The organism is Pantoea allii (assembly GCF_046529425.1).
GTDB classification, from domain to species: Bacteria; Pseudomonadota; Gammaproteobacteria; order Enterobacterales; family Enterobacteriaceae; genus Pantoea; species Pantoea allii.
In genome coordinates, this window is sequence record NZ_CP125958.1 from 2,232,304 (window position 1) to 2,252,226 (window position 19,923).

Here is a 19,923-nt window from a genome sequence, read left to right on the forward strand (position 1 = left end):
TTGCCATCTGTCCGCTATTCACGCCATAAAATATGGCACAGCTTGTGATCTTTTTCGCGACACAGCAGCACGCGCGCGAAGACATCCGTAATTGGCTCGCCGTCCGCTTCGCCCAGACCGATCACTACTTCTGAAAAAAAGTCGGGATTCAAATCAAAATCCACATGATCCTGCCAGTCATCTGACGGATCGAACAGCTCTGCGCCACCGCGCTCTTCAAACTGCAGATTGAACAGAATGATATCGGCAGGATCAAGATTGTCGCCTGCCAGTTCAAGAAAAATGTCGTAGGCCTGTTCCAGCGTTTCGTCTTCTGTCAGGCGGTTGTTTAGATCCATTCTCAGTCCCGTTTATCTAAGGGCAGTTCGTAATTTCGCTCGTTTTACAGTAAAGGACTAAAGAAGTAAAACAGTCGTTCGACAATCCGCTGCCACCAGGCACGTTTTGCCCAGCGTTTAGCGTCAAGCAGGCGCGAACGGGCAATATAGTCGTCCTGCACACAGGCCAGATCGCTGCCAAATCCGGCATCATCCACGGCAAGGGTAATTTCAAAGTTCAGCCACAAACTACGCATATCCAGATTGACGGTGCCGACCAGGCTCAACTGACCGTCCACCAGTACGCTTTTGGTATGCAGCAGGCCATCTTCAAACTGATAGATCTTCACGCCAGCCTCAAGTAGCTCGCCAAAAAATGAGCGGCTTGCCCAGCCGACCAGCAGAGAATCATTATGAAGGGGCACCACAAGACTCACGTTGACTCCGCGTAACGCCGCCGTGCAGATAGCATGAAGCAGGTCATCACTCGGCACCAGATAGGGCGTGGTCATGATTAACTGCTCACGTGCTGAATAAACTGCCGTAAGCAGCGCCTGGTGAATCAAGTCTTCCGGAAAACCAGGGCCGGAAGCAATAACCTGCACGGTGTGGCCACTTTCCTGCTCAAACGGCATGATATTGCGGTCGGGCGGCGGCGGCAGAATACGTTTGCCGGTTTCAATCTCCCAGTCACAGCTATACACAATCCCCATCGCCGTCGATACCGGGCCTTCCATTCGGGCCATCAGATCAACCCACTGACCCACGCCAGCCTCTTGTTTAAAGAAGCGCGGATCAACCAGATTCATGCTGCCCGTGTAGGCAATATAGTTATCAATCAGCACCATTTTACGATGCTGACGCAAATCCATGCGGCGCAGGAATACGCGCAGCAGGCTGACCTGGAGCGCCTCCACAACGTCGATGCCTGCGTTACGCATCATGCCCACCCACGGGCTTCTGAAAAACGCAACGCTCCCCGCAGAGTCAAGCATGAGCCGGCAGTGAACGCCACGGCGTGATGCAGCCATTAACGACTCGGCCACTTCGTCCGCCAGACCGCCCGGATTCCAGATATAGAACACCATCTCGACGTTATGACGCGCCAGCTGGATATCGCGAATTAACGCCTTCATCACGTCATCAGAACTGGTCAGTAGCTGTAGCTGATTACCTTTTACGCCCGCAATGCCCTGGCGGTTATTGCACAATTGAAATAAAGCGCGCGCAACGTCGCTGTAATCCGTTGCAAAAATTTCGGTGCGCTTTTTTAAATCATTCAGCCAGCGGGCGGTGGACGGCCACATGGTACGCGCCCGTTCAGCACGGCGTTTCCCCAAATGCAGTTCGCCAAAGGATAAATAAGCAATGATGCCCACCAGCGGCAGAATAAAGATAATCAGCAGCCATGCCATGGCTGAGGTCACGGCCCGTCGCTTCATCAGGATGCGCAGCGTGATGCCGGCGATCAGCAACCAGTAACCAAACAACAACAACCAGCTGATAAGCGTGTAAAACGTGGTCATTAAGTGGACATCCTGTTCGCGCTTGAGTTTGAGAAGTTTACGTGGAGATGCAGGGGAGCGAAACCCTTAATAATAACGGCTTTTCGATGAAAGATCCGATTTGGCATTGGCTCAGAGATCTTTATAATGCCTGCGCGTGAGTTTGGTGTCAGAGAGGACGTAATGAGAAAAAGCAGAAACGAAGTTGCCCGCTGGAGAATGTTGCGTCAGGTACAGCGCCGACGTTCGCGCTGGCTGGAAGGGCAGTCACGTCGCTATAAACGTATTCACGGGATTCGCCATCAACTGGCGCAGCAGCAACGTCGCTCCATTCTGTTTATCACGCAAAATCTGTAATCATTCAGCCGCGTTGAGCGGCTGATAAATCTACTGCCCGGTCATCAATAATTTTACGTTGACCAACTGTACCGCGGCGGCCAGAACAATCAGCATCACAATCAGGTGTTTTTTATTACGCCAGCCGTGTTTGCGCCACAGACAGAGCGCCGCCCCGACTAACAGCGTGATGACCAGTAACAGGGTCAAAATGATCGCTTGCATAAAACATCATCTCGAAAAAAAAGCTTCAGAGCGGCTGCCCGGAAGCTTTTTTGCATGGGAGTCGAATCAGAAAACGCGCTTGAAGGGCTTCACACTGACTTGCTTATAAACGCCTGCGGCGATATAGGGATCGTCTGCCGCCCAGGCCTGCGCCGTTTCCAGTGACGGGAATTCAGCGACCACGGTAGAGCCCGTAAACCCAGCAACGCCAGGATCGTTACTGTCCACCGCAGGCATAGGCCCGGCAACGATTAACCGACCTTCTTCATGTAACAACTTCAGACGTGCCAGGTGAGCGGGGCGCACGGCGTTGCGTTTTTCCAGAGAATCGGCGTTATCTTCAGCATAAATGACGTAAAGCAATTGGGCGCTCCCATTAACTCTTAAATTTTGCAACACGGTAAGTGATAGTTAAGTAGAGTGCAAACGAAACCTTGCGTCAATGACCTACGCAGCATATTGGGCTAAATAGGCTTTTTTAGCCGCATCATAAGGAGGTTATTGAAACTGATTGCTATTTGCATTTAAAATCGGGACTTCATTTCATTACTGCGATTGTTATGACCACGCTGACTATGCCCTTACCTAAACGCTCGCCTGTTGCTATGATCTTGTCTGTTGCGCTGCACGGTGCAGTCATTGGCGGGATTCTCTATGCGTCTTTTCATCAGACCATTGAGTTGCCCAAGGCATCACAGCCGATTAGCGTGACCATGGTTGCACCGGACGTTCAGCCTGAACCTGCAGTCGCTCAACCCGAGCCGCAACCGGAACCCCAGCCAGAACCGGAGCCCGTGCCGGAGCCTCAACCCGCACCAGAGCCGCCGAAGCCCGCGCCTGTGCCGATCCCCAAACCGCAACCTAAGCCGAAACCTAAGCCAGAGCCCAGGCGCGAACAGCCAAAACGCGAAGTTAAACCGCGTCAGGACGTGAAGCCGCAGGCGAACCCGTTTAAGCAGGATGCGCCTGCAACGCAAAGTAAACCCACGACGGCCCCGAAAAGTACGCCGTCGGCAGCACCGACGCAGAGCGTATCCACCGGGCCTAAAGCGCTTAATATCAGTAAGCCGTCTTATCCGCCTCGGGCTGCGGCATTACGTATCGAAGGACGCGTCAGGGTGAAATTTGACGTGGATAGCGATGGTCGGGTCGATAATATCGACATTCTCTCTGCTGAGCCGCGTAACATGTTTGAGCGCACCGTTAAACAGGCTATGCGGACGTGGCGTTATCAAAGTGGTAAGCCGGGCAGCGGTTTGACGATGAATATCGTGTTCAAAATTAATGGCGGGGCCAGCATCGAGTGACGCCGGGGGCGAAAGTGATGGAGCGGTGAGCGATCTACACGTGACAAGCGCTCACCACGAACGGGCTGTTAGCGGGATTGTAGATGCATCGCTTTATCAGGAAGGGAATGACTGATTATCCCGCCCTGCGGGCAGTTGGCGAGGCTGTCCTTCGTTATCGACAGCGACATAAATAAACACCGCTTCGGTGGCGCAGTAGGTCTGCCCAATCGGTTCAGAAGAGACTTTCTTAATCCACACCTGAACGTTGATCGTCATCGAACTGTTGCCGGTTCGAATACATTGCGCATAGCAACTGACGACATCGCCCACCGCGACGGGTTTTAAAAACGTCATGCCATCGACGCGAACGGTAACAACACGGCCTTCGGCAATCTCTTTAGCCTGAATCGCGCCACCCATATCCATTTGTGACATTAACCAGCCACCAAAGATATCGCCGTTGGCATTGGTATCCGCTGGCATGGCCAGGGTGCGCATCACCATTTCGCCCTGGGGCAATTTATGTTTATCGTCCATTGCTCTGGTTTCTTATGTCATCGTAAGAGAAACGCTGCCCGCTAACACGGGCAACAGGATTATTTTTGTTCTTGTTGCGGCATCTTACGCCAGATATAGACGCCGCTCAGGAGCGTGAACAGCAGCGTAAGGCCGGTCAGTCCAAACACTTTAAAGTTAACCCAGAATGACTGGGGTAACCAAAATGCAACATATATGTTCGCCAGACCACAAATCAAGAAGAACAGTGCCCAGGCAATGTTGAGTTTACGCCAGACGTGCTCAGGCAGCTCCAGCTCTTTACCCAGCATGGTCTGAATTAACGGCTGCTGCATAAACCACTGGCTAAACAGTAACGCCAGCGCAAACAGGGTGTAAATAACCGTGACTTTCCATTTGATAAACTCATCATTATGGAAAACCAGCGTCAGCGTACCGAATACCGCCACCAGAACGAAGGTAAAGATGGTCATTTTCTCGAGCTTGCGATACAGCACCCAGCTCGCCACCAGTGCCAGACCGGTTGCGACAATCAGTGCGCCCGACGCCACGAAAATGTCGTACAACTTATAAAAAATAAAGAAAACAACAAGGGGAAGAAAGTCGAGTAGCTGCTTCATAGTCATTCCAGTTAAGGCTGCCTTTCCAGCCAGTGCGCCGGGCGGCGCACGGACAATCAACGTAACAGCATATAAAGCCGGTACAAATAAATCACTAACAGAGTGGAAACCAGGTTACCTATAGCGGTGAAAATGACCGTTGAAACGTTTATAGGTAATACCGTCAATGAGGTAAAGAAAAACATTACGGCAAGCTTCGCCAGTAACCACAGGATAATGGCAGGGGCAATCAGCTTCACGTTTTTCCATGCCATCCGCATGCTGGCGCGCATCGAGGCGATAACGCCGAGTTTTTCACTGGCCAGAATAATCGGCGACAGTGATAGCACAATAGTCAGCAATACGCCGGGCACCACCAGCACCATAAAACCCAGTTGCGCCACTAAGGTGACTAAAAAAGTCAGCAGCAGTAACTTCGGCAGCAAGGGCGCGGCAGCGCCTATCGCACGCAGTGCACTGACACGCTGGCCTGAAGAGACTAACGGAATCAGACAGAGCATACCGCCTAACAGCAGCGTATTCCCCACCAGGCCCGCGAAAGTCCCGGCCGCAGAGGCGCGGAGCAGCACCTGTTGCTGTTCGGGTGTCATACTCTGCACCAGGTCAAACAGCGACTTACTGCTTATCTCGCCTTGTTGCAAGATCGCCATTTGATCTTCACCGGGCGTTAAAACATGCAACAGCATGACCGTCACAAACGCGGTCAACAGCGACATTAACACCAGGGTGAACAATTGATGACGAAAAAAATTTCCAGTGTCACGGTATAACGAGCTTGCCGTGATAGACATGTACTCTCCTTGAAAGAACCGGGTTAATTAACCCGGCGATTGTACATGTTCTGGAGGCTCGCTGGCACCCGCAACCGGATAACTTTCTGTCATAACAGGTAAAGATGGGTGAAAAAGTGCGGGGAGGCCGTACCGTGCTCTGGCGCGATCGCAACCTTCATTCCAGACACCCTGTTCCCCGGACATGTCAAACTCACGACAGGGTGAGGGCCGATTCTCATAAATACCGCAGGAAACGCAGCCGCCAATATCGCCTTTAAGGGCGACGCAGCGCGGTGAGCGATCGTTCGTTCCGCGCATATTTCGCATCAACAGACTCAACGGCTCGGTGAGTTCTGTGGGCACCAGACCGCCGGCATCATCGGCTTCAGCCCAGTAAAAAGAGACACGAAAGTGGGCACAGCAGGCACCACAGCTAATACAAGGATTGATATTTTCGCTCATTTGATCGCCCGCCACCTCTAAGGCATCGAACCAAAATAGTCAGGAAAGAAGAGCAAAGTAATGCGGCGATATTATTTCGGCAAGAGATATTTAGCCTGCAGCAGCAGGTGTAAAATTGACTTGAATCAATTCATTGTTTTTTAAATCATTTTTCTAAGTTGATTTAGATGCATTTACCAAAGAATCGCGCTAAATCTGTGCGGGCAAAAATAATTCAGTGCAGGCATTTAATTTCTCACAGGAGTGAACATGAAACTGGCTAAATGCGCCATGCTGCTGGCGCTTGCGTTACCGCAATTTGCGCTGGCCCATCAGGCTGGCGATTTCTTTGTGCGTGCAGGGAGTGCTACCGTTCGCCCCACCGAAGGCTCGGACAATGTGCTGGGAATGGGGTCCTTTAGCGCCAGCAATGACACCCAACTGGGCCTAACCTTTACCTATATGGCTACTGACAATATTGGCGTCGAGCTTCTGGCCGCCACGCCGTTTCGTCATAAAGTGGGGCTTGGCCCAACCGGCACCCTGGCGACGGTAAGACAGCTGCCGCCTACGTTGATGGCACAGTACTACTTTTTTGACAGCCAGAGTAAGGTCCGTCCCTATGTCGGCGTGGGGGTGAACTACACCACCTTTTATGATGCGGATTTTAACCAGACCGGACGTGATGCGGGCTTAAGCGATCTGAGTCTGAAAAATTCGTGGGGCGTAGCCGGTCAGGTCGGGCTGGATTATCAGATCAACCGTGACTGGATGCTGAACGCGTCTCTGTGGTACATGGATATTGATACTGACGTGAAATTCAAAGCCGGCGATCAGCAGCAGAACATCCATATGCGCGTTGATCCCTGGGTATTCTTCTTCGGGGCAGGTTACCGCTTCTGATAAAAAAAGGGCCACTGAAAAGTGGCCCTTCGTGTGATGAATACGGCGTTATTTAATTTGCATGTTATTCACGACGGATCTTACGCCGGCCACGCTGCGGGTAACCTGTACTGCATGGTTAGCCATCTGCGGCGAGCTGACAAAACCGCTGAGCTGCACTTTACCCTTAAAGGTTTCAACGTTAATTTCAGTCGATTTCAGCGACTCATCTTTTAACAGTTCTGCTTTCACTTTGGTCGTGACGACAGTGTCATCAATATAACCGCCGGTGCCTTCTTTAGTTGGCGTTGGCGCACAGGCGCTCAGTGTTAATGCAACAACAGCCGCGACCATGGCACTTGCCAGCACTTTAAACCATTTCATTGCTTCTCTCCCTGTCACAAATTGGATGCGACGTTACCATAACGGCGCCTGTTAATTGTGGTGCAGTAAATCCGAAATTAGCAAACCGGTAATGAAAAAAAACAGGGAAATCATGCCTTACCGGACGGTAAGGCATGAAGGCGATTAGCGGGTAGCGGCTTTCAGGTTACCAATGAAGGTTTTCAGGGCATCCAGCATCACCTCGGGTTCGGCCTGATGCTGCTCAATAATTTTGACCACAGCCGAGCCGGAAATCGCACCGGCAGTCCCCGCCGCGAGCGATTCTTTGACCTGTGAGGGTTCGGAAATCCCAAAGCCCTGTAGCGGTGGCGCGGCGTGATATTCACGTAGCTTTGCAATCAGGTGATCCAGCGGCAGGCTGGCCCGCTTCTCAGTCCCGGTGACGCCGGCACGGGATAACAGATAGGTATAACCGCGCCCGTGAGAGGCAATCTCACGTAGCAGCTCATCGCTGGCGTTAGGTGGGCAAATGAAAATTGGCGCAATGCCATGTCGCATCGCGGCCTGGCGGAACGGCGCTGATTCTTCCACAGGCACATCAGCCACAAGCACTGAGTCAACTCCAGCCTGGGCACAACGCGCATAGAACTCATCAATACCGTTGCTGAATACAAGGTTGGCATACATCAGTAAGCCAATAGGTAATTCAGGATATTTATGACGTATAGCTGCCAGCATTTCAAAGCACTGTGCCGTCGTGGTACCGGCCGCAAATGCCCGTAGCGTGGCGCTTTGGATGGTTGGCCCATCCGCTAACGGATCGGAAAAAGGAATGCCCAGTTCAAGCGCGTCAGCCCCACCTTCGACCAGCGCATCAATAATCCGTAATGACAGCGCGGGTGAAGGATCGCCCAGTGTGACGAAGGGCACCAGAGCGCCTTCTTTCTTCGCCGCCAGACGGGTAAACAGTTGATCATAACGTTCCATCAGATTTCTCCCTGCGCAGTCAGAATATCGTGAACGGTGAAGATATCTTTATCACCGCGACCGGAAAGGTTCACCACAATCAGTTGCTCTTTTTCCGGTTCTGCCTCAATCATCTTCAGGGCATACGCCAGGGCATGAGCCGACTCCAGCGCAGGAATGATGCCTTCGGCGCGGCACAGCTTTTTAAAGGCAGCAAGCGCTTCATTGTCGGTGACTGACACATAGTCGGCCCGACCAATGCTGTTGAGATGGGCGTGCTGTGGGCCAACAGAAGGGAAGTCAAGTCCGGCTGAAATTGAGTACGACTCCTCAATCTGCCCTTCGTCGGTCTGCATCATCGGTGATTTCATACCGAAATAAATGCCGACGCGGCCATGCTTCAGTGGCGCACCGTGTTCACCCGTTTCAATACCGTGTCCCGCAGGCTCAACGCCAATCAGCTTGACACCTTCTTCGTCAATAAAGTCGGCAAACATACCGATGGCGTTGGAACCGCCGCCGACACAGGCGATAATCGCATCCGGTAGGCGACCTTCCTTTTCCAGAATCTGTTTTTTGGTCTCTTCACCAATCATGCGCTGAAATTCGCGCACAATCGTCGGGAAGGGGTGCGGGCCGGCAGCGGTGCCCAGCATATAGTGCGAGGTTTCATAGCTGCCTGACCAGTCACGTAGCGCTTCATTACAAGCATCTTTCAGCGTGGCTGAACCACTGTGTACCGGAATCACTTCGGCACCCATCAGGCGCATACGGAAGACGTTTGGCGACTGACGCTCCACGTCTTTAGCACCCATATAGATACGGCATTTCATGCCCAGTAACGCACAGGCGAGCGCAGAGGCAACGCCATGTTGACCTGCACCGGTTTCGGCGATGATCTCATTCTTGCCCATGCGTTTCGCCAGCAGAGCCTGTCCTAAAACCTGGTTAGTCTTGTGCGCACCGCCGTGCAGCAGATCTTCGCGTTTCAGATACAGGCGGGTTTTTGTCCCTTTTGCCAGGTTGCTGCACAGGGTTAACGCCGTGGGACGGCCCGCATAGTTTTTCAGCAGGTCGGTAAATTCAGCCTGAAATTCAGGATCTTTCTGCGCGCTAACAAAGGCTTCTTCTAACTGTTTTAGCGCTGGCATCAAAATTTGCGGCACATACATGCCGCCGAAGTCGCCAAAATAGGGATTGAGTAAGGTCATGTTTTGCTATCCTTTTTTTTGGCCCGCCAGAACACGGGCCCGGTCAATCAGTAGGCGCGAAGCGTCCGGAATACGGCGGCAATTTTGCTGGCGTCTTTAATACCTGGCTCGCTTTCCACACCCGAATTGAAGTCCAGCCCTGCACATCCAAGCTGCGCGGCTTCGACGCAGTTATCGGCACTCAGGCCGCCCGCCAGCATGACATTCTTGAGGTCCTGGCCCTGAAGCAGTGACCAGTCAAACGTCTGGCCCGAGCCGCCGTTGCCATTATCAAAAACATAACGATCCACATGGGGCCAGTTACGCTCAGGCAGGGCATGTTGAATACTCAGCGCTTTCCAGATTTGCACCTGTTCAGGCAAGGCCTGATAAAGCGCAGCTACATAGGCGGGGTCTTCATCACCGTGTAACTGCACGGCGCTGAGCTGTAGCGCAGTCACTTTAGTGACAATGTCACTTATTGCTGCATTGCGGAACACACCGACATACTTCAACGGCGCACCCGCGATAACAGCCCGCGCTTTATCGGTATCAACCTGACGCGGCGAACCCTCGACAAAGATTAACCCACCAAAAAGGGCGCCCGCATCACAGGCGGCGCAGGCATCTTCAGGACGGGTCAAACCACAGACTTTGTTGCTGCCCAGGGTGACACGACGCACTGCCGCATGAAGATCGTCTTCTTCCATTAATGCAGAGCCAATAAGGAAACCATTGGCGAAATGACTTAATTCACGAACATCACGATAGTTGTTAATGCCTGACTCGCTGATAACGGTGATGCCCTGGCCCAGACGGGGTGCCAGTTCGCGTGTCCGATTCAGATCAATCGACAGGTCACGTAAATCGCGGTTATTAATGCCCACCACTTTCGCTTCCAACGCGATGGCGCGTTCCAGCTCCTGTTCGTTACTGACTTCGGTCAGCACGCCCATCTGTAGACTGTGCGCAACCGCAGCAAGCTGACGATACTGCTCGTCATCCACCACTGACAGCATCAGCAGGATGGCATCGGCCTGATAGTAACGTGCCAGATAGATTTGATAAGGATCGATAATAAAGTCTTTGCACAGCACAGGCTGCGTTATGGCCGCACTGACGACAGGTAAAAAGGCGAAGTCACCCTGAAAATATTTCTCATCGGTCAACACGGAAACCGCAGATGCATAGTGGCGATAAACCCCGGCTATCATCTCGGGATCAAAATCATCACGAATCAGCCCTTTGGATGGAGAGGCTTTTTTGCATTCCAGAATAAAGGCAGTGCGGGTGCCCTGCAGTGCGTCATAAAAACTACGGTTGGAAAGCGTAATGCGCTGCTGGAAACTCTCCAGGGGTTGCTGCTGCTTACGTGCCTCAACCCAAATGGCTTTGTCTTTCACGATTTTATCTAACACTGTACCCTGCATGATTATCCTCTTGATGCCAGAGCCACCACGCGCTCATAGGCCTGACCACTACGGATGGCATTGAGCGCACGCTGTGCATTTTCACGGAGATCTTCATTACCAAACACTTTGAGCAGCATCGCCACATTTACGGCAACCGCCTCCTCATGGGCCTGCTCGCCATTACCCTGGAGTAAACGTGTAAGAATGTCACGGTTTTCTTCCGGTGTGCCGCCTGCCAGAGCCTCTTTAGGATGGAAGCCAAAGCCGAAATCTTCCGGGCCGAGCTGATAGCGGGTAATCTCACCTTCACGCAACTCAGCCACATGGGTGACATCGTGTAGCGCCACCTCATCCATTCCGCCACCATGCACGACCGCTGCGCGCTGGTAGCCCAGCACTTTCAGGGTTTGCGCAATGGGCAGCACCAGTTCAGGGCTGTAAACCCCAATCACGGCCAGCGGCGGGCGGGCAGGATTGATCAGCGGCCCGAGCACGTTAAATACCGTGCGGGTTTTCAACTGCTGGCGCACCGGCATGGCATGGCGAAAACCCGTGTGGTACTGCGGTGCAAACAGGAAACAGACATTCAGATCGTCCAGCGCTTTACGTGCCAGCTCGGCGGGCATATCCAGATTGATACCGAACGCAGCCAGCAGGTCAGACGATCCTGATTTGCTTGATACGCTGCGGTTGCCGTGTTTCGCGACTTTCAGCCCGCAGGTTGCTGCGACAAAGGCGCTGGCGGTCGAGATGTTAATGCTGTTACTGCCATCGCCGCCGGTGCCAACAATATCGGCAAAGGCGTAATCCGGGCGCGGAAAGGGTTTGGCATCTTCCAGTAAGGCACTGGCAGCTCCGGCGATTTCTTCGGGGTTTTCGCCACGCACCTTCATAGCAATCAGAACCGCTGCCAGTTGAGTCGGTTCAAGCTGACCAGTAATAATGGCGCTGAACAGTTGATGACTCTCGTGTTGAGTCAGGATCTGCGACTGGTAAAGTTTTTCCAGAATCGTATTCATACTTTTCTCCCTGTTACTTCGCCAGCGCCCAGGCCAGTGTCTGTTCAAGCAGACGCGCGCCCTGAGTGGTTAAAATGGATTCGGGATGGAACTGGAATCCGCACACACGATCTTTTTCGTGGCGGACCGCCATGACCATGCCGTTGTAACTGGCATTCACCGTTAATTCGTCCGGCGTGTTACTGCCAACCAGCGAATGATAACGGGCAACGGGAAGGGGATTGCTGAGCCCGGCAAACATCGCTTCACCATCGTGACGAATGGCAGAGGCTTTGCCATGCAGAATTTCGCCGGCCTGACCGACATGGCCGCCATAGGTTTCCACAATCGCCTGATGACCCAGGCAAATGCCGATAATCGGCAGCTTTCCGCGCATCGCGCGCAGCAGCTCTGGCATACAGCCCGCCTCTTTTGGCGCGCCGGGCCCCGGGGACAGCATCAGCACCGGATTATTCATGCTTTGCAGTCGATCGATTAACAGCGATGTCGGCATGTTATTACGGTACACCACCACGTTGTGCCCGAAGGTACGAAGCTGATCGACCAGGTTGTAGGTAAATGAGTCGATGTTATCCAGCAGCAGGATGTCAGCCATCAGAAAATCTCCTTGCAGTGGTGAGCAGTGGCAATCGCGCGCAATACGGCGCGGGCTTTGTTACGGCTTTCATCTGCTTCAGCCTGAGGGTCCGAATCCAGCACCACACCGGCTCCGGCCTGCACGGTGGCTACGCCATCTTCTACATAGGCTGAGCGGATTACGATGCAGGTATCTAAATCACCGTTGGCGGTGAAATAGCCCACAGCGCCACCGTAGATCCCGCGTCGTGTGCCTTCTGCGTCAGCAATCAGCTGCATCGCCCGGACTTTAGGCGCACCGCTCAGGGTGCCCATATTCATGCAGGCGCGATAGGCATGTAGCACGTCCAGGTCATCGCGCAGCGTGCCCACAACCCGCGAGACCAGATGCATCACAAAGGAATAGCGGTCAACTTTCGTCAGGTCGGCAACATAACGACTTCCGGGACGGCAGATACGGGCTAAATCATTGCGCGCCAGATCGACGAGCATCAGGTGCTCGGCCAGTTCTTTGTGGTCCGTGCGCATTTCTAACTCGATACGGCTGTCGAGATCGCGATCCAGCGAACCGTCAGCGTGCCGACCGCGTGGTCGGGTACCGGCAATGGGGTAAATTTCAATCTGACGAGACGCAGCCTCGTACTTCAACGAGCTTTCGGGTGAGGCACCAAACAGTGAAAAATCCTGATCCTGCATAAAGAACATATACGGGCTTGGATTGCTGCGTTTCAGCGTGTCATAAGCGGCGAGCGCAGAGGGACAGGGCAGCGAAAAGCGGCGTGATGGCACAACCTGGAAGATTTCACCAATGCGAATGGCCTCCTGCATCTTACGCACTACCGCGCAATACTCTTCATCGCTCTGGCTGACGGTCAGCGTCATCGTTTCGACAGGCTGAACGGGCAGCGCCGGTGCAGGTTGTAACATCTGTCCATGCAACTGTTCAATGCGTCGTTGCAGACGTTGAAATTCGTGGGTAGAAGGCGAGAACAGACTGGCCTGCAGACGTGCGCTGCGCGCCTGGTGATCCAGCACCAGCAGCGTTTCCGCCAGGTAAAAGCAGTAGTCGGGACAGCGTTGCTCACTGCTGAGTTCCGGTAAATCTTCAAAGCCTGCCACCAGATCGTAGGCAAACAGGCCGCCGACAAACACGGCTTCGCGCTCTTCGCTTGGGGAATTCACCAACTGTGGAATCAGACGCAGTGCGTCAAACACCGACAAGGCGCGTAAGCGTGAGTCTTCATCCTGCTGATCCTGCACAGGGGTAAATGTCAGAACACGCCCGTCAGGGCGAGGTTCATTGATGATTTCAGAGGGCAGAGCGTCATCCAGCAGCGGCAGCAGCGCACGGCCATTGTCAGACAGGGCCTGTAAAGTGACGCGGTTTCCTAATGCGCTGATGCGCAGGGCGCTGTCAACAATCATCAGGCTTTTTAAGTTTTCTTTACTGTCGATATCTGCGGATTCAAGCAGCAGTGTCGCCGGGCGAGCGCCGCATAACTGATGAAAAACGGCGGCGGGATCTTCCCGATAGGGCGCGCTGCCGGTAATTAACTTCACTGTCGGTTTTGCATTAAGCATGATGATTTCTCTGAATATCGTCCAAAAAAAAGCCCGCTTGGAGGCGGGCTCAGGTATCTGCACAGTGTTTACGCAAGGTGTGCACGACAACGTCGCCCGTACTGGGAAACATTGCGCCACCAACCCATTAAAAGCGTAATTACAGTTTTCATGATCAAATACCCGTCTGCGGTGAACTTGTGTACTAGTTAACTGGTTCGTGACAAAAATGTCAATACACTTTTTCAGTGGCCGATAAAATCGTTATTATGCTGACCCGATCAGTAGCCAGCAGGAGTTGTTTTGAGCGATATCGCCCGTTTTCCGCTTTACGATCTTCATAGTCACACGCGGGCTTCCGATGGATTGTTGTCGCCGCAGGCACTGGTTGAGCGCGCAGTAGACATGCGCGTCGGGGTGCTGGCAATTACCGATCACGACACCGTCGCGGGTATCCCTGAGGCGCAGCAGGCCGTATTGAATCAGCAACTGCCCATAAAAATTTTAGCCGGTGTTGAGATTTCAACGCTGTGGGAAAACCATGAAATTCATATTGTCGGGTTAAACATCGACATCCAGCATCCGGTGATGACCCAGTTCCTTGCGGGTCAGTATACGGCGCGACTGGAGCGCGCACAGCGCATTGCTGAACGGCTGGATAAAGCGCAGATCCCTGACGCACTGGCAGGGGCGCAGCGCTTAGCCGAGGGGGGAATGATTACGCGCGGCCATTTTGCCCGCTATCTGGTCGATCTGGGCAAAGCGAATAACATGGCGCAGGTGTTTAAAAATTATCTGGCGCGGGGCAAAACCGGCTACGTCCCACCGCAATGGTGTACAATTAATCAAGCCATTGATGCGATTCACCATTCTGGTGGCTGTGCCGTGCTGGCACATCCGGGACGCTACGGATTGTCGGCAAAATGGCTAAAGCGCCTGATTGCCAGTTTTAGCGCTGCTGGCGGGGATGCGATCGAGGTCGCACAATGTCAGCAGGCACCCGCTGAGCGCACGCAGTTAGCGCAATATGCCAGAGATAACAATCTGGCTGCATCGCAAGGTTCTGATTTTCATCAACCCTGCCCGTGGATTGAACTGGGCCGCAAATTGTGGCTACCTGCGGCGGTAGAACCGGTCTGGGAACGTTTTCCCGCACTGGCACCCGCAGTGGAATGTACGGAAAGGGGATAAGAGGTTTCTATGAGTCAACTGTTTCATATTCATCCAGATAATCCACAACCGCGCCTGATTAACCAGGCCGTAGAGTACCTGAATAAAGGCGGCGTGATTGTTTACCCAACGGATTCCGGCTATGCCCTGGGTTGTCGGCTGGAAGAGAAAGGGGCGATGGAGCGAATTTGTCGCATTCGTCAGCTGGACGGTCATCATAATTTCACGCTGATGTGCCGTGATTTATCTGAACTGTCTGTTTATTCTCAGGTGGGTAACAGCGCTTTCCGTCTGCTTAAAAATAACACGCCGGGTAATTACACGTTTATTCTTAAGGCGACGAAAGAAGTGCCGCGTCGTCTGATGAATGAAAAGCGTAAAACGATTGGATTACGCGTACCGTCGAATCCGGTAGCACTTGCCCTGCTTGAGGTGCTGAACGAACCCATGATGTCGACATCGTTAATTCTGCCGGGTAATGACTTCACGGAATCTGATCCGGAAGATATTCAGCACCGTATTGGCAAGCAGGTGGATCTGATTATTGACGGTGGCACGCTTGGACAGCAGCCCACCACCGTCATTGATCTCACCAGTGATGCACCTGAAGTCGTCCGTGAAGGTGTGGGAGATGTGAAACCGTTTCTGTAACCCACTCAGGTTTTACGGGTGACGGGAATCGTCGCCTGTAACCAGTTTTTAAACTGGCCGTAAGGGATATAGAGTGAAACATCTTTTAAAATCACTTTCCCGCTACGGCCATTTTTAATCGCATCTGAGTAACCTACGATAACCCCACCCAACGTATCGTCGCTGTTATAGACGCCGCCGCCGGACATGCCCTGAACGACTCCCGCATTTGAGGCCATGGCAATACACGGGCTTTTATTCCAGGTATTACGTATCGCCGTGCGCGCCAGATTTACCCCTTTAGACTCAACGGGCAGCGCCGAAATATAGCTGTATCCATACATTTTTACCGCATCGCCAATATCGGTGCTGCGGAATTGAGTCAGTGTATTTGGCGGATTCTTATGATAAATAATCGCGAGATCGCAATAAGGGTGATAAGACTTCACGCGCTGCACAGCGAATTTTGCCACGTGAGCGGCGGTCAGGCTGTAGTCGGGCGTTAAAGGAATGCTGGTGCCTAATGTACCTAAACCAAGAATGGTAGGGATGCCTGTCACGCTCATATCAACGTGCTGCATCGCCGTACGGCTGTACTCAGTATGGCCCACAGAACAACCGCTCAGAGCCAGCGTCAATAACGCTGCGCACACAAACTGTTTTTGCATAGTGGTGTCTTCAGGTGAGCATGTCAGTAAAATCCCTGGTGAAGATTCAAGACATGCAAATTAAAGCTCATCGTGAGCCGTATTAACGCAAATATTCCTGATGCGCCGGTGTATATATATTTAATAACAACCAGTTAGCGGCTTTTTCATACAGCGCCGTTTGAAACGTTGCGTCGTCTGCATGCTTATTAGATTAGGGCTGCTAAAAAGGTCGTATAATGGTTATCGGCTGAGATTGCCGCCAGTCCATTTTTTTTAATGTAAATTTATTGTAATGAGAGAGCGAATATCGACACAGCCGTCTGACCAAAAGTGAGTCGGTCAGGTGGCATTATTTCGCACAGTATCCCGCAATAATTAAAATTGTACAACATATTTTTTCTTGTACAACTTTATTGTGGGTTACTCTATGAAATATCAAATAAAGATGCGACGGAAAGAGGCGGTAAAGTGCGGTCAATGTGCAAAGCTCACCCTGCGGATGATTAAAAAAATAAATATTTGGCTTAAGTGTGGTTTTCTGTATTTTTAAATTAACTCAAATGACATTCCGCCTGTAAAAATAAACTTTTCTCACCACTATATTTTCGCTGCTTACGACACTTTTACTCGGCTTTTAATGTTTCGCGATAAACCTATAGCGTAGAAATCATTAAATACAAATCTTTTTAATGCGAATTCTCTAAGAAGGGTTAACGGCAAAATTATCTAAAACTGCTGCCGGTGAAACATTAACTTAAATTAAGTAACAAAGCGTTACTTTTTGCTGTTGAGGCAATTCATCGGTCATCAGTGCGCCATTTCACCACAATAAGGCAGATAAAATTGATGAAACGTGAAGCTATAAAGCGTTTCCTGATGCTTTGTGCTTCACAACGTGTCCTGTTGATGGCGAGGATAATCTCGATTCTTTAAGTACAGCGCGTTCATTATTATAATTATGCCTGCCGCTGATATCTGGCAGGGTCTGTTGCCAGACGAATGCGCGCCAGCGCTGCAGAAGGTGGATTCCATCAGGATAGCTGCCTGCCCGCGGTGCGTATCAGGGCAACGCCATAATACGGGTTACATTACGAGGGACATCCTGTATAATGGGGCCAACAGGAAAATATAACCCATTGATTTTTAAGGTTAAATTCCTAATCCATCCGACGCCTGGGAAGGCGACAATGAGGTAGCTCCATGAGCGAAAAGTTACAAAAAGTCTTAGCGCGTGCCGGTCACGGTTCGCGTCGTGAAATTGAAACGATGATCGCTGCCGGACGCGTTAGCGTTGACGGTAAGCTTGCCACGCTTGGCGATCGCATCGAAAACAGCAAAGCCCTGAAGATCCGTATTGACGGTCATTTGGTTTCTATTGCGGAATCTGCAACGGAAGTCTGCCGCGTACTGGCCTATTACAAACCTGAAGGTGAACTCTGCACACGCAGCGATCCGGAAGGGCGTCCAACGGTCTTTGATCGACTGCCGCGGTTGCGCGGTTCGCGCTGGATTGCCGTGGGTCGTCTTGACGTCAATACCTGCGGGTTGATGCTGTTTACCACAGATGGCGAACTGGCTAACCGCCTGATGCATCCCAGCCGTGAAGTGGAACGCGAATATGCGGTGCGCGTATTTGGTCAGGTTGATGACGACAAAATTCGGCAGCTCAGCAAAGGCGTGCAGCTTGAAGATGGCCCCGCCGCATTCAAAACGCTGCGCTTTGCCGGTGGTGAAGGTATCAACCAGTGGTACAACGTGACGCTGACCGAAGGACGGAACCGTGAAGTTCGTCGCTTGTGGGAAGCCGTGGGCGTCCAGGTGAGCCGACTGATGCGTGTTCGTTATGGCGATATCACGTTGCCAAAAGGCGTTCCACGCGGTGGCTGGATGGAGCTTGATCTGTCTGCGGTCAATTATCTGCGTAACATGGTGGGGATGGATGATGAAACCGTCACCAAACTTGCTGTCGAGAAAGACCGTCGCCGTACCAAGGCCAATCAGATCCGTCGGGCCGTGAAGCGCCACAGTCAGACCAGTGGCAGACCTGCCCGCCGTAATCCCGGCAGTAAGCGTAACGCAACCTGATATCGGTTTGCACGTCAGAACAGATTCATTAAAAAAGCCGCAACGATCATCGTTGCGGCTTTTTTGTTTTCTCACTGATCAGGTGACAACGGCTTACCGGTGAAACAGCGGAAATGCACCGGTAATTAACCCACCGGCCATCAGCACCAGGCTGATTAAAATTCCCCACTTAATGGCAAAACGCTGGTGGTCACCGATATCCACCTTCGCCAGACCGACCAGAAGATAGACCGACGGAACCAGCGGGCTCAGTAAATGGAAAGGCTGACCCACAATGGAGGCCCGGGCAATTTCCTCTGCGGAAATACCGTAGCTGGCCGCCGTTTGGGCAATCACCGGCAGGATGCCAAAATAGAAGGCATCGTTAGACATAAAAAAGGTAAAAGGCAGACTGATTAAGGCGGTAAACACGGCGAGATAGGGGCCAAAACTGTGTGGAATAAAGGCCAACAGGCTTTTCGCCATGGCATCCACCATACCGGTTCCCGAAAGGATACCGGTAAAGATACCTGCAGCGAAAATCAGCGCCGTCACGGCCAGCACATTACTGGCATGGGAACCAATACGGGCCTTTTGTTCTTCCAGCGTTGGATAGTTCAGCATCACCGCAATCGCGAAGGCCAGCATAAACAGGATCTGAATGGGCATGGCACCAACAACCAACAGGACCAGCAGCACCGTAGTCAGAACAAAGTTTGGCCAGAACATTTTAGGCCGACGATTGGCTGCACACTCTTCAGCATCACCCAGCCCCAACTCAATATTATCCAGATGATGGTCGCTGATGCTCATCACGCCCAGGCGTTTACGCTCCTGCAAGCCAAACATGAAGGCCAGGCCCACAAGGGCAACACAGGCGATAAAAATGGCAGGCAACATCGGTATGAAAATGTCGAGCGCGTCAATTCGCAACGCGGCAGCGGCACGTGCCGTTGGTCCGCCCCAGGGAGAGAGGTTCATGATGCCGCTGGCAAGGTTAACCAGACAGGTCATCGCCAGCACATTCATGCCCAGCTTACGGTAGAGGGGAAGGAACGCGGCAATAGCAATCATATAGGTGGTTGAGCTGTCACCATCCAGTGAGACCAGCAGCGTCAGTACCGCTGTACCTACCAGCACCTTAAGCGGATCGCCCCGCACGATTTTAAGAATAAAACGCACCAGTGGATCAAACAGGCCAGCATCAATCATCAGGCCGAAATAGAGAATCGAGAAGGTGAGCATGACGCCTGTAGGTGCCAGGGTTTTCACCCCATCCAGCATCATGGCACCCAGCCCCTGGTAGAAACCACCCAGCAAAGCGAACAGGGTGGGAATAAGAATTAGCGCTATCAGCGCTGACATGCGTTTGGTCATGATCAGATACATGAAACAAACAACCATCGTAAAGCCCAGTATGGTCAGCAAAATAACAGC

At 52.3% G+C, this 19,923-nt stretch carries 21 protein-coding genes, 1 pseudogene and 1 other annotated feature; of the genes and pseudogenes, 6 read left to right on the forward strand and 16 right to left on the reverse strand.

The window, feature by feature from the left end; genetic code table 11:
• Positions 1–14: 14 nt before the first annotated feature.
• Together QNH99_RS10560 and cls are read right to left on the reverse strand one after the other, a co-directional pair.
• Positions 15–344, reverse strand: a complete 330-nt coding sequence (locus QNH99_RS10560) for an HI1450 family dsDNA-mimic protein (RefSeq protein ID WP_208624999.1) — start codon at positions 342–344, stop codon at positions 15–17.
• A gap of 38 nt (positions 345–382) precedes the next feature.
• A complete protein-coding gene (gene cls, locus QNH99_RS10565; protein WP_063879791.1) occupies positions 383–1,843 on the reverse strand; it encodes a cardiolipin synthase in 1,461 nt (486 codons plus the stop codon).
• 162 nt (positions 1,844–2,005) lie between these two features.
• Between cls and QNH99_RS10570 the strand changes: the two genes are divergently transcribed.
• On the forward strand, positions 2,006–2,179 hold the full coding sequence (locus QNH99_RS10570; RefSeq protein ID WP_096010518.1) for a YciY family protein: 174 nt from the start codon (positions 2,006–2,008) through the stop codon (positions 2,177–2,179).
• 30 nt (positions 2,180–2,209) lie between these two features.
• On the opposite strand, the gene QNH99_RS10575 is transcribed toward QNH99_RS10570, so the two are convergent.
• Positions 2,210–2,383 (reverse strand): hypothetical protein, encoded by a 174-nt coding sequence (locus tag QNH99_RS10575; protein ID WP_164484316.1) that lies wholly within the window; start codon positions 2,381–2,383, stop codon positions 2,210–2,212.
• A 66-nt stretch (positions 2,384–2,449) separates the two neighbouring features.
• A complete protein-coding gene (locus tag QNH99_RS10580; RefSeq protein ID WP_014605725.1) occupies positions 2,450–2,746 on the reverse strand; it encodes a YciI family protein in 297 nt (98 codons plus the stop codon).
• A gap of 197 nt (positions 2,747–2,943) precedes the next feature.
• Between QNH99_RS10580 and tonB the strand changes: the two genes are divergently transcribed.
• Positions 2,944–3,690 (forward strand): TonB system transport protein TonB, encoded by a 747-nt coding sequence (gene tonB, locus QNH99_RS10585; RefSeq protein WP_410517648.1) that lies wholly within the window; start codon positions 2,944–2,946, stop codon positions 3,688–3,690.
• 96 nt (positions 3,691–3,786) lie between these two features.
• Here tonB and yciA read toward each other — a convergent pair whose 3' ends face one another.
• From yciA to QNH99_RS10605, 4 genes are read right to left on the reverse strand one after another with little or no spacing between them, the layout of a single operon-like run.
• Positions 3,787–4,209, reverse strand: coding sequence for an acyl-CoA thioester hydrolase YciA (yciA, locus tag QNH99_RS10590; protein WP_063879789.1), 423 nt, complete (start codon positions 4,207–4,209; stop codon positions 3,787–3,789).
• A 59-nt stretch (positions 4,210–4,268) separates the two neighbouring features.
• Entirely contained in the window at positions 4,269–4,808 is a 540-nt protein-coding gene (locus QNH99_RS10595) for a septation protein A (RefSeq protein ID WP_063879788.1), read from the reverse strand.
• Positions 4,809–4,864: 56 nt separating this feature from the next.
• Positions 4,865–5,599, reverse strand: a complete 735-nt coding sequence (locus tag QNH99_RS10600; protein WP_410517649.1) for a YciC family protein — start codon at positions 5,597–5,599, stop codon at positions 4,865–4,867.
• 27 nt (positions 5,600–5,626) lie between these two features.
• Positions 5,627–6,043, reverse strand: coding sequence for a YkgJ family cysteine cluster protein (locus QNH99_RS10605; RefSeq protein WP_063879786.1), 417 nt, complete (start codon positions 6,041–6,043; stop codon positions 5,627–5,629).
• 249 nt (positions 6,044–6,292) lie between these two features.
• On the opposite strand from QNH99_RS10605, the gene ompW reads away from it, so the two are divergent.
• On the forward strand, positions 6,293–6,925 hold the full coding sequence (gene ompW / locus QNH99_RS10610) for an outer membrane protein OmpW (RefSeq protein WP_096010519.1): 633 nt from the start codon (positions 6,293–6,295) through the stop codon (positions 6,923–6,925).
• A 48-nt stretch (positions 6,926–6,973) separates the two neighbouring features.
• On the opposite strand, the gene QNH99_RS10615 is transcribed toward ompW, so the two are convergent.
• The 6 genes and pseudogenes from QNH99_RS10615 to QNH99_RS10640 form a co-directional block, all read right to left on the reverse strand.
• A complete protein-coding gene (locus QNH99_RS10615) occupies positions 6,974–7,288 on the reverse strand; it encodes a BON domain-containing protein (RefSeq protein ID WP_109716425.1) in 315 nt (104 codons plus the stop codon).
• A gap of 144 nt (positions 7,289–7,432) precedes the next feature.
• On the reverse strand, positions 7,433–8,236 hold the full coding sequence (gene trpA, locus QNH99_RS10620; RefSeq protein WP_063879784.1) for a tryptophan synthase subunit alpha: 804 nt from the start codon (positions 8,234–8,236) through the stop codon (positions 7,433–7,435).
• Entirely contained in the window at positions 8,236–9,426 is a 1,191-nt protein-coding gene (gene trpB, locus QNH99_RS10625) for a tryptophan synthase subunit beta (protein WP_063879783.1), read from the reverse strand. The genes trpA and trpB overlap by 1 nt, the downstream gene beginning before the upstream one ends.
• A 47-nt stretch (positions 9,427–9,473) precedes the next feature.
• Positions 9,474–10,835, reverse strand: coding sequence for a bifunctional indole-3-glycerol-phosphate synthase TrpC/phosphoribosylanthranilate isomerase TrpF (gene trpCF / locus QNH99_RS10630; protein ID WP_410516399.1), 1,362 nt, complete (start codon positions 10,833–10,835; stop codon positions 9,474–9,476).
• A gap of 2 nt (positions 10,836–10,837) precedes the next feature.
• A pseudogene (gene trpD / locus QNH99_RS10635) lies at positions 10,838–12,431 on the reverse strand (bifunctional anthranilate synthase glutamate amidotransferase component TrpG/anthranilate phosphoribosyltransferase TrpD).
• Complete coding sequence (locus QNH99_RS10640) at positions 12,431–13,993, reverse strand: anthranilate synthase component 1 (protein WP_096010522.1); 1,563 nt, start codon at positions 13,991–13,993, stop codon at positions 12,431–12,433. The pseudogene trpD and the gene QNH99_RS10640 overlap by 1 nt, the downstream one beginning before the upstream one ends.
• 23 nt (positions 13,994–14,016) lie before the next feature.
• Positions 14,017–14,121: a sequence feature (Trp leader region), on the reverse strand.
• Positions 14,122–14,275: 154 nt separating this feature from the next.
• Here QNH99_RS10640 and rnm point away from each other — a divergent pair.
• Both rnm and QNH99_RS10650 read left to right on the forward strand, forming a co-directional pair.
• On the forward strand, positions 14,276–15,163 hold the full coding sequence (rnm, locus tag QNH99_RS10645) for an RNase RNM (RefSeq protein WP_096010523.1): 888 nt from the start codon (positions 14,276–14,278) through the stop codon (positions 15,161–15,163).
• A 9-nt stretch (positions 15,164–15,172) separates the two neighbouring features.
• Positions 15,173–15,793, forward strand: coding sequence for an L-threonylcarbamoyladenylate synthase (locus QNH99_RS10650; RefSeq protein ID WP_109716419.1), 621 nt, complete (start codon positions 15,173–15,175; stop codon positions 15,791–15,793).
• Positions 15,794–15,798: 5 nt separating this feature from the next.
• Here the strand turns inward: QNH99_RS10650 and QNH99_RS10655 are convergent, their stop codons facing one another.
• A complete protein-coding gene (locus QNH99_RS10655; RefSeq protein WP_063879776.1) occupies positions 15,799–16,440 on the reverse strand; it encodes a hypothetical protein in 642 nt (213 codons plus the stop codon).
• A 1,182-nt stretch (positions 16,441–17,622) separates the two neighbouring features.
• Here QNH99_RS10655 and rluB point away from each other — a divergent pair.
• Positions 17,623–18,507 carry a 23S rRNA pseudouridine(2605) synthase RluB gene (gene rluB / locus QNH99_RS10660; protein ID WP_063879775.1) on the forward strand — a complete coding sequence of 295 codons (885 nt, stop codon included), beginning with the start codon at positions 17,623–17,625 and terminating at the stop codon, positions 18,505–18,507.
• A 93-nt stretch (positions 18,508–18,600) separates the two neighbouring features.
• On the opposite strand, the gene QNH99_RS10665 is transcribed toward rluB, so the two are convergent.
• Positions 18,601–19,914: a CitMHS family transporter gene (locus QNH99_RS10665; protein ID WP_109716418.1), complete on the reverse strand. Its 1,314-nt coding sequence runs from the start codon at positions 19,912–19,914 to the stop codon at positions 18,601–18,603.
• Positions 19,915–19,923: the final 9 nt, after the last annotated feature.

Excerpts from the sequence above, each read along its gene's own strand:
- trpA (WP_063879784.1), bottom strand. The coding sequence starts at position 8,236 with ATGGAACGTTATGATCAACTGTTTACCCGTCTGGCGGCGAAGAAAGAA.
- tonB (WP_410517648.1), top strand. The coding sequence starts at position 2,944 with ATGACCACGCTGACTATGCCCTTACCTAAACGCTCGCCTGTTGCTATG.
- yciA (WP_063879789.1), bottom strand. The coding sequence starts at position 4,209 with ATGGACGATAAACATAAATTGCCCCAGGGCGAAATGGTGATGCGCACC.
- trpCF (WP_410516399.1), bottom strand. The coding sequence starts at position 10,835 with ATGCAGGGTACAGTGTTAGATAAAATCGTGAAAGACAAAGCCATTTGG.
- QNH99_RS10650 (WP_109716419.1), top strand. The coding sequence starts at position 15,173 with ATGAGTCAACTGTTTCATATTCATCCAGATAATCCACAACCGCGCCTG.
- cls (WP_063879791.1), bottom strand. The coding sequence starts at position 1,843 with ATGACCACGTTTTACACGCTTATCAGCTGGTTGTTGTTGTTTGGTTAC.
- QNH99_RS10570 (WP_096010518.1), top strand. The coding sequence starts at position 2,006 with ATGAGAAAAAGCAGAAACGAAGTTGCCCGCTGGAGAATGTTGCGTCAG.
- QNH99_RS10600 (WP_410517649.1), bottom strand. The coding sequence starts at position 5,599 with ATGTCTATCACGGCAAGCTCGTTATACCGTGACACTGGAAATTTTTTT.
- rluB (WP_063879775.1), top strand. The coding sequence starts at position 17,623 with ATGAGCGAAAAGTTACAAAAAGTCTTAGCGCGTGCCGGTCACGGTTCG.
- QNH99_RS10655 (WP_063879776.1), bottom strand. The coding sequence starts at position 16,440 with ATGCAAAAACAGTTTGTGTGCGCAGCGTTATTGACGCTGGCTCTGAGC.
- QNH99_RS10575 (WP_164484316.1), bottom strand. The coding sequence starts at position 2,383 with ATGCAAGCGATCATTTTGACCCTGTTACTGGTCATCACGCTGTTAGTC.
- ompW (WP_096010519.1), top strand. The coding sequence starts at position 6,293 with ATGAAACTGGCTAAATGCGCCATGCTGCTGGCGCTTGCGTTACCGCAA.
- trpB (WP_063879783.1), bottom strand. The coding sequence starts at position 9,426 with ATGACCTTACTCAATCCCTATTTTGGCGACTTCGGCGGCATGTATGTG.
- QNH99_RS10640 (WP_096010522.1), bottom strand. The coding sequence starts at position 13,993 with ATGCTTAATGCAAAACCGACAGTGAAGTTAATTACCGGCAGCGCGCCC.
- QNH99_RS10615 (WP_109716425.1), bottom strand. The coding sequence starts at position 7,288 with ATGAAATGGTTTAAAGTGCTGGCAAGTGCCATGGTCGCGGCTGTTGTT.
- QNH99_RS10595 (WP_063879788.1), bottom strand. The coding sequence starts at position 4,808 with ATGAAGCAGCTACTCGACTTTCTTCCCCTTGTTGTTTTCTTTATTTTT.
- QNH99_RS10605 (WP_063879786.1), bottom strand. The coding sequence starts at position 6,043 with ATGAGCGAAAATATCAATCCTTGTATTAGCTGTGGTGCCTGCTGTGCC.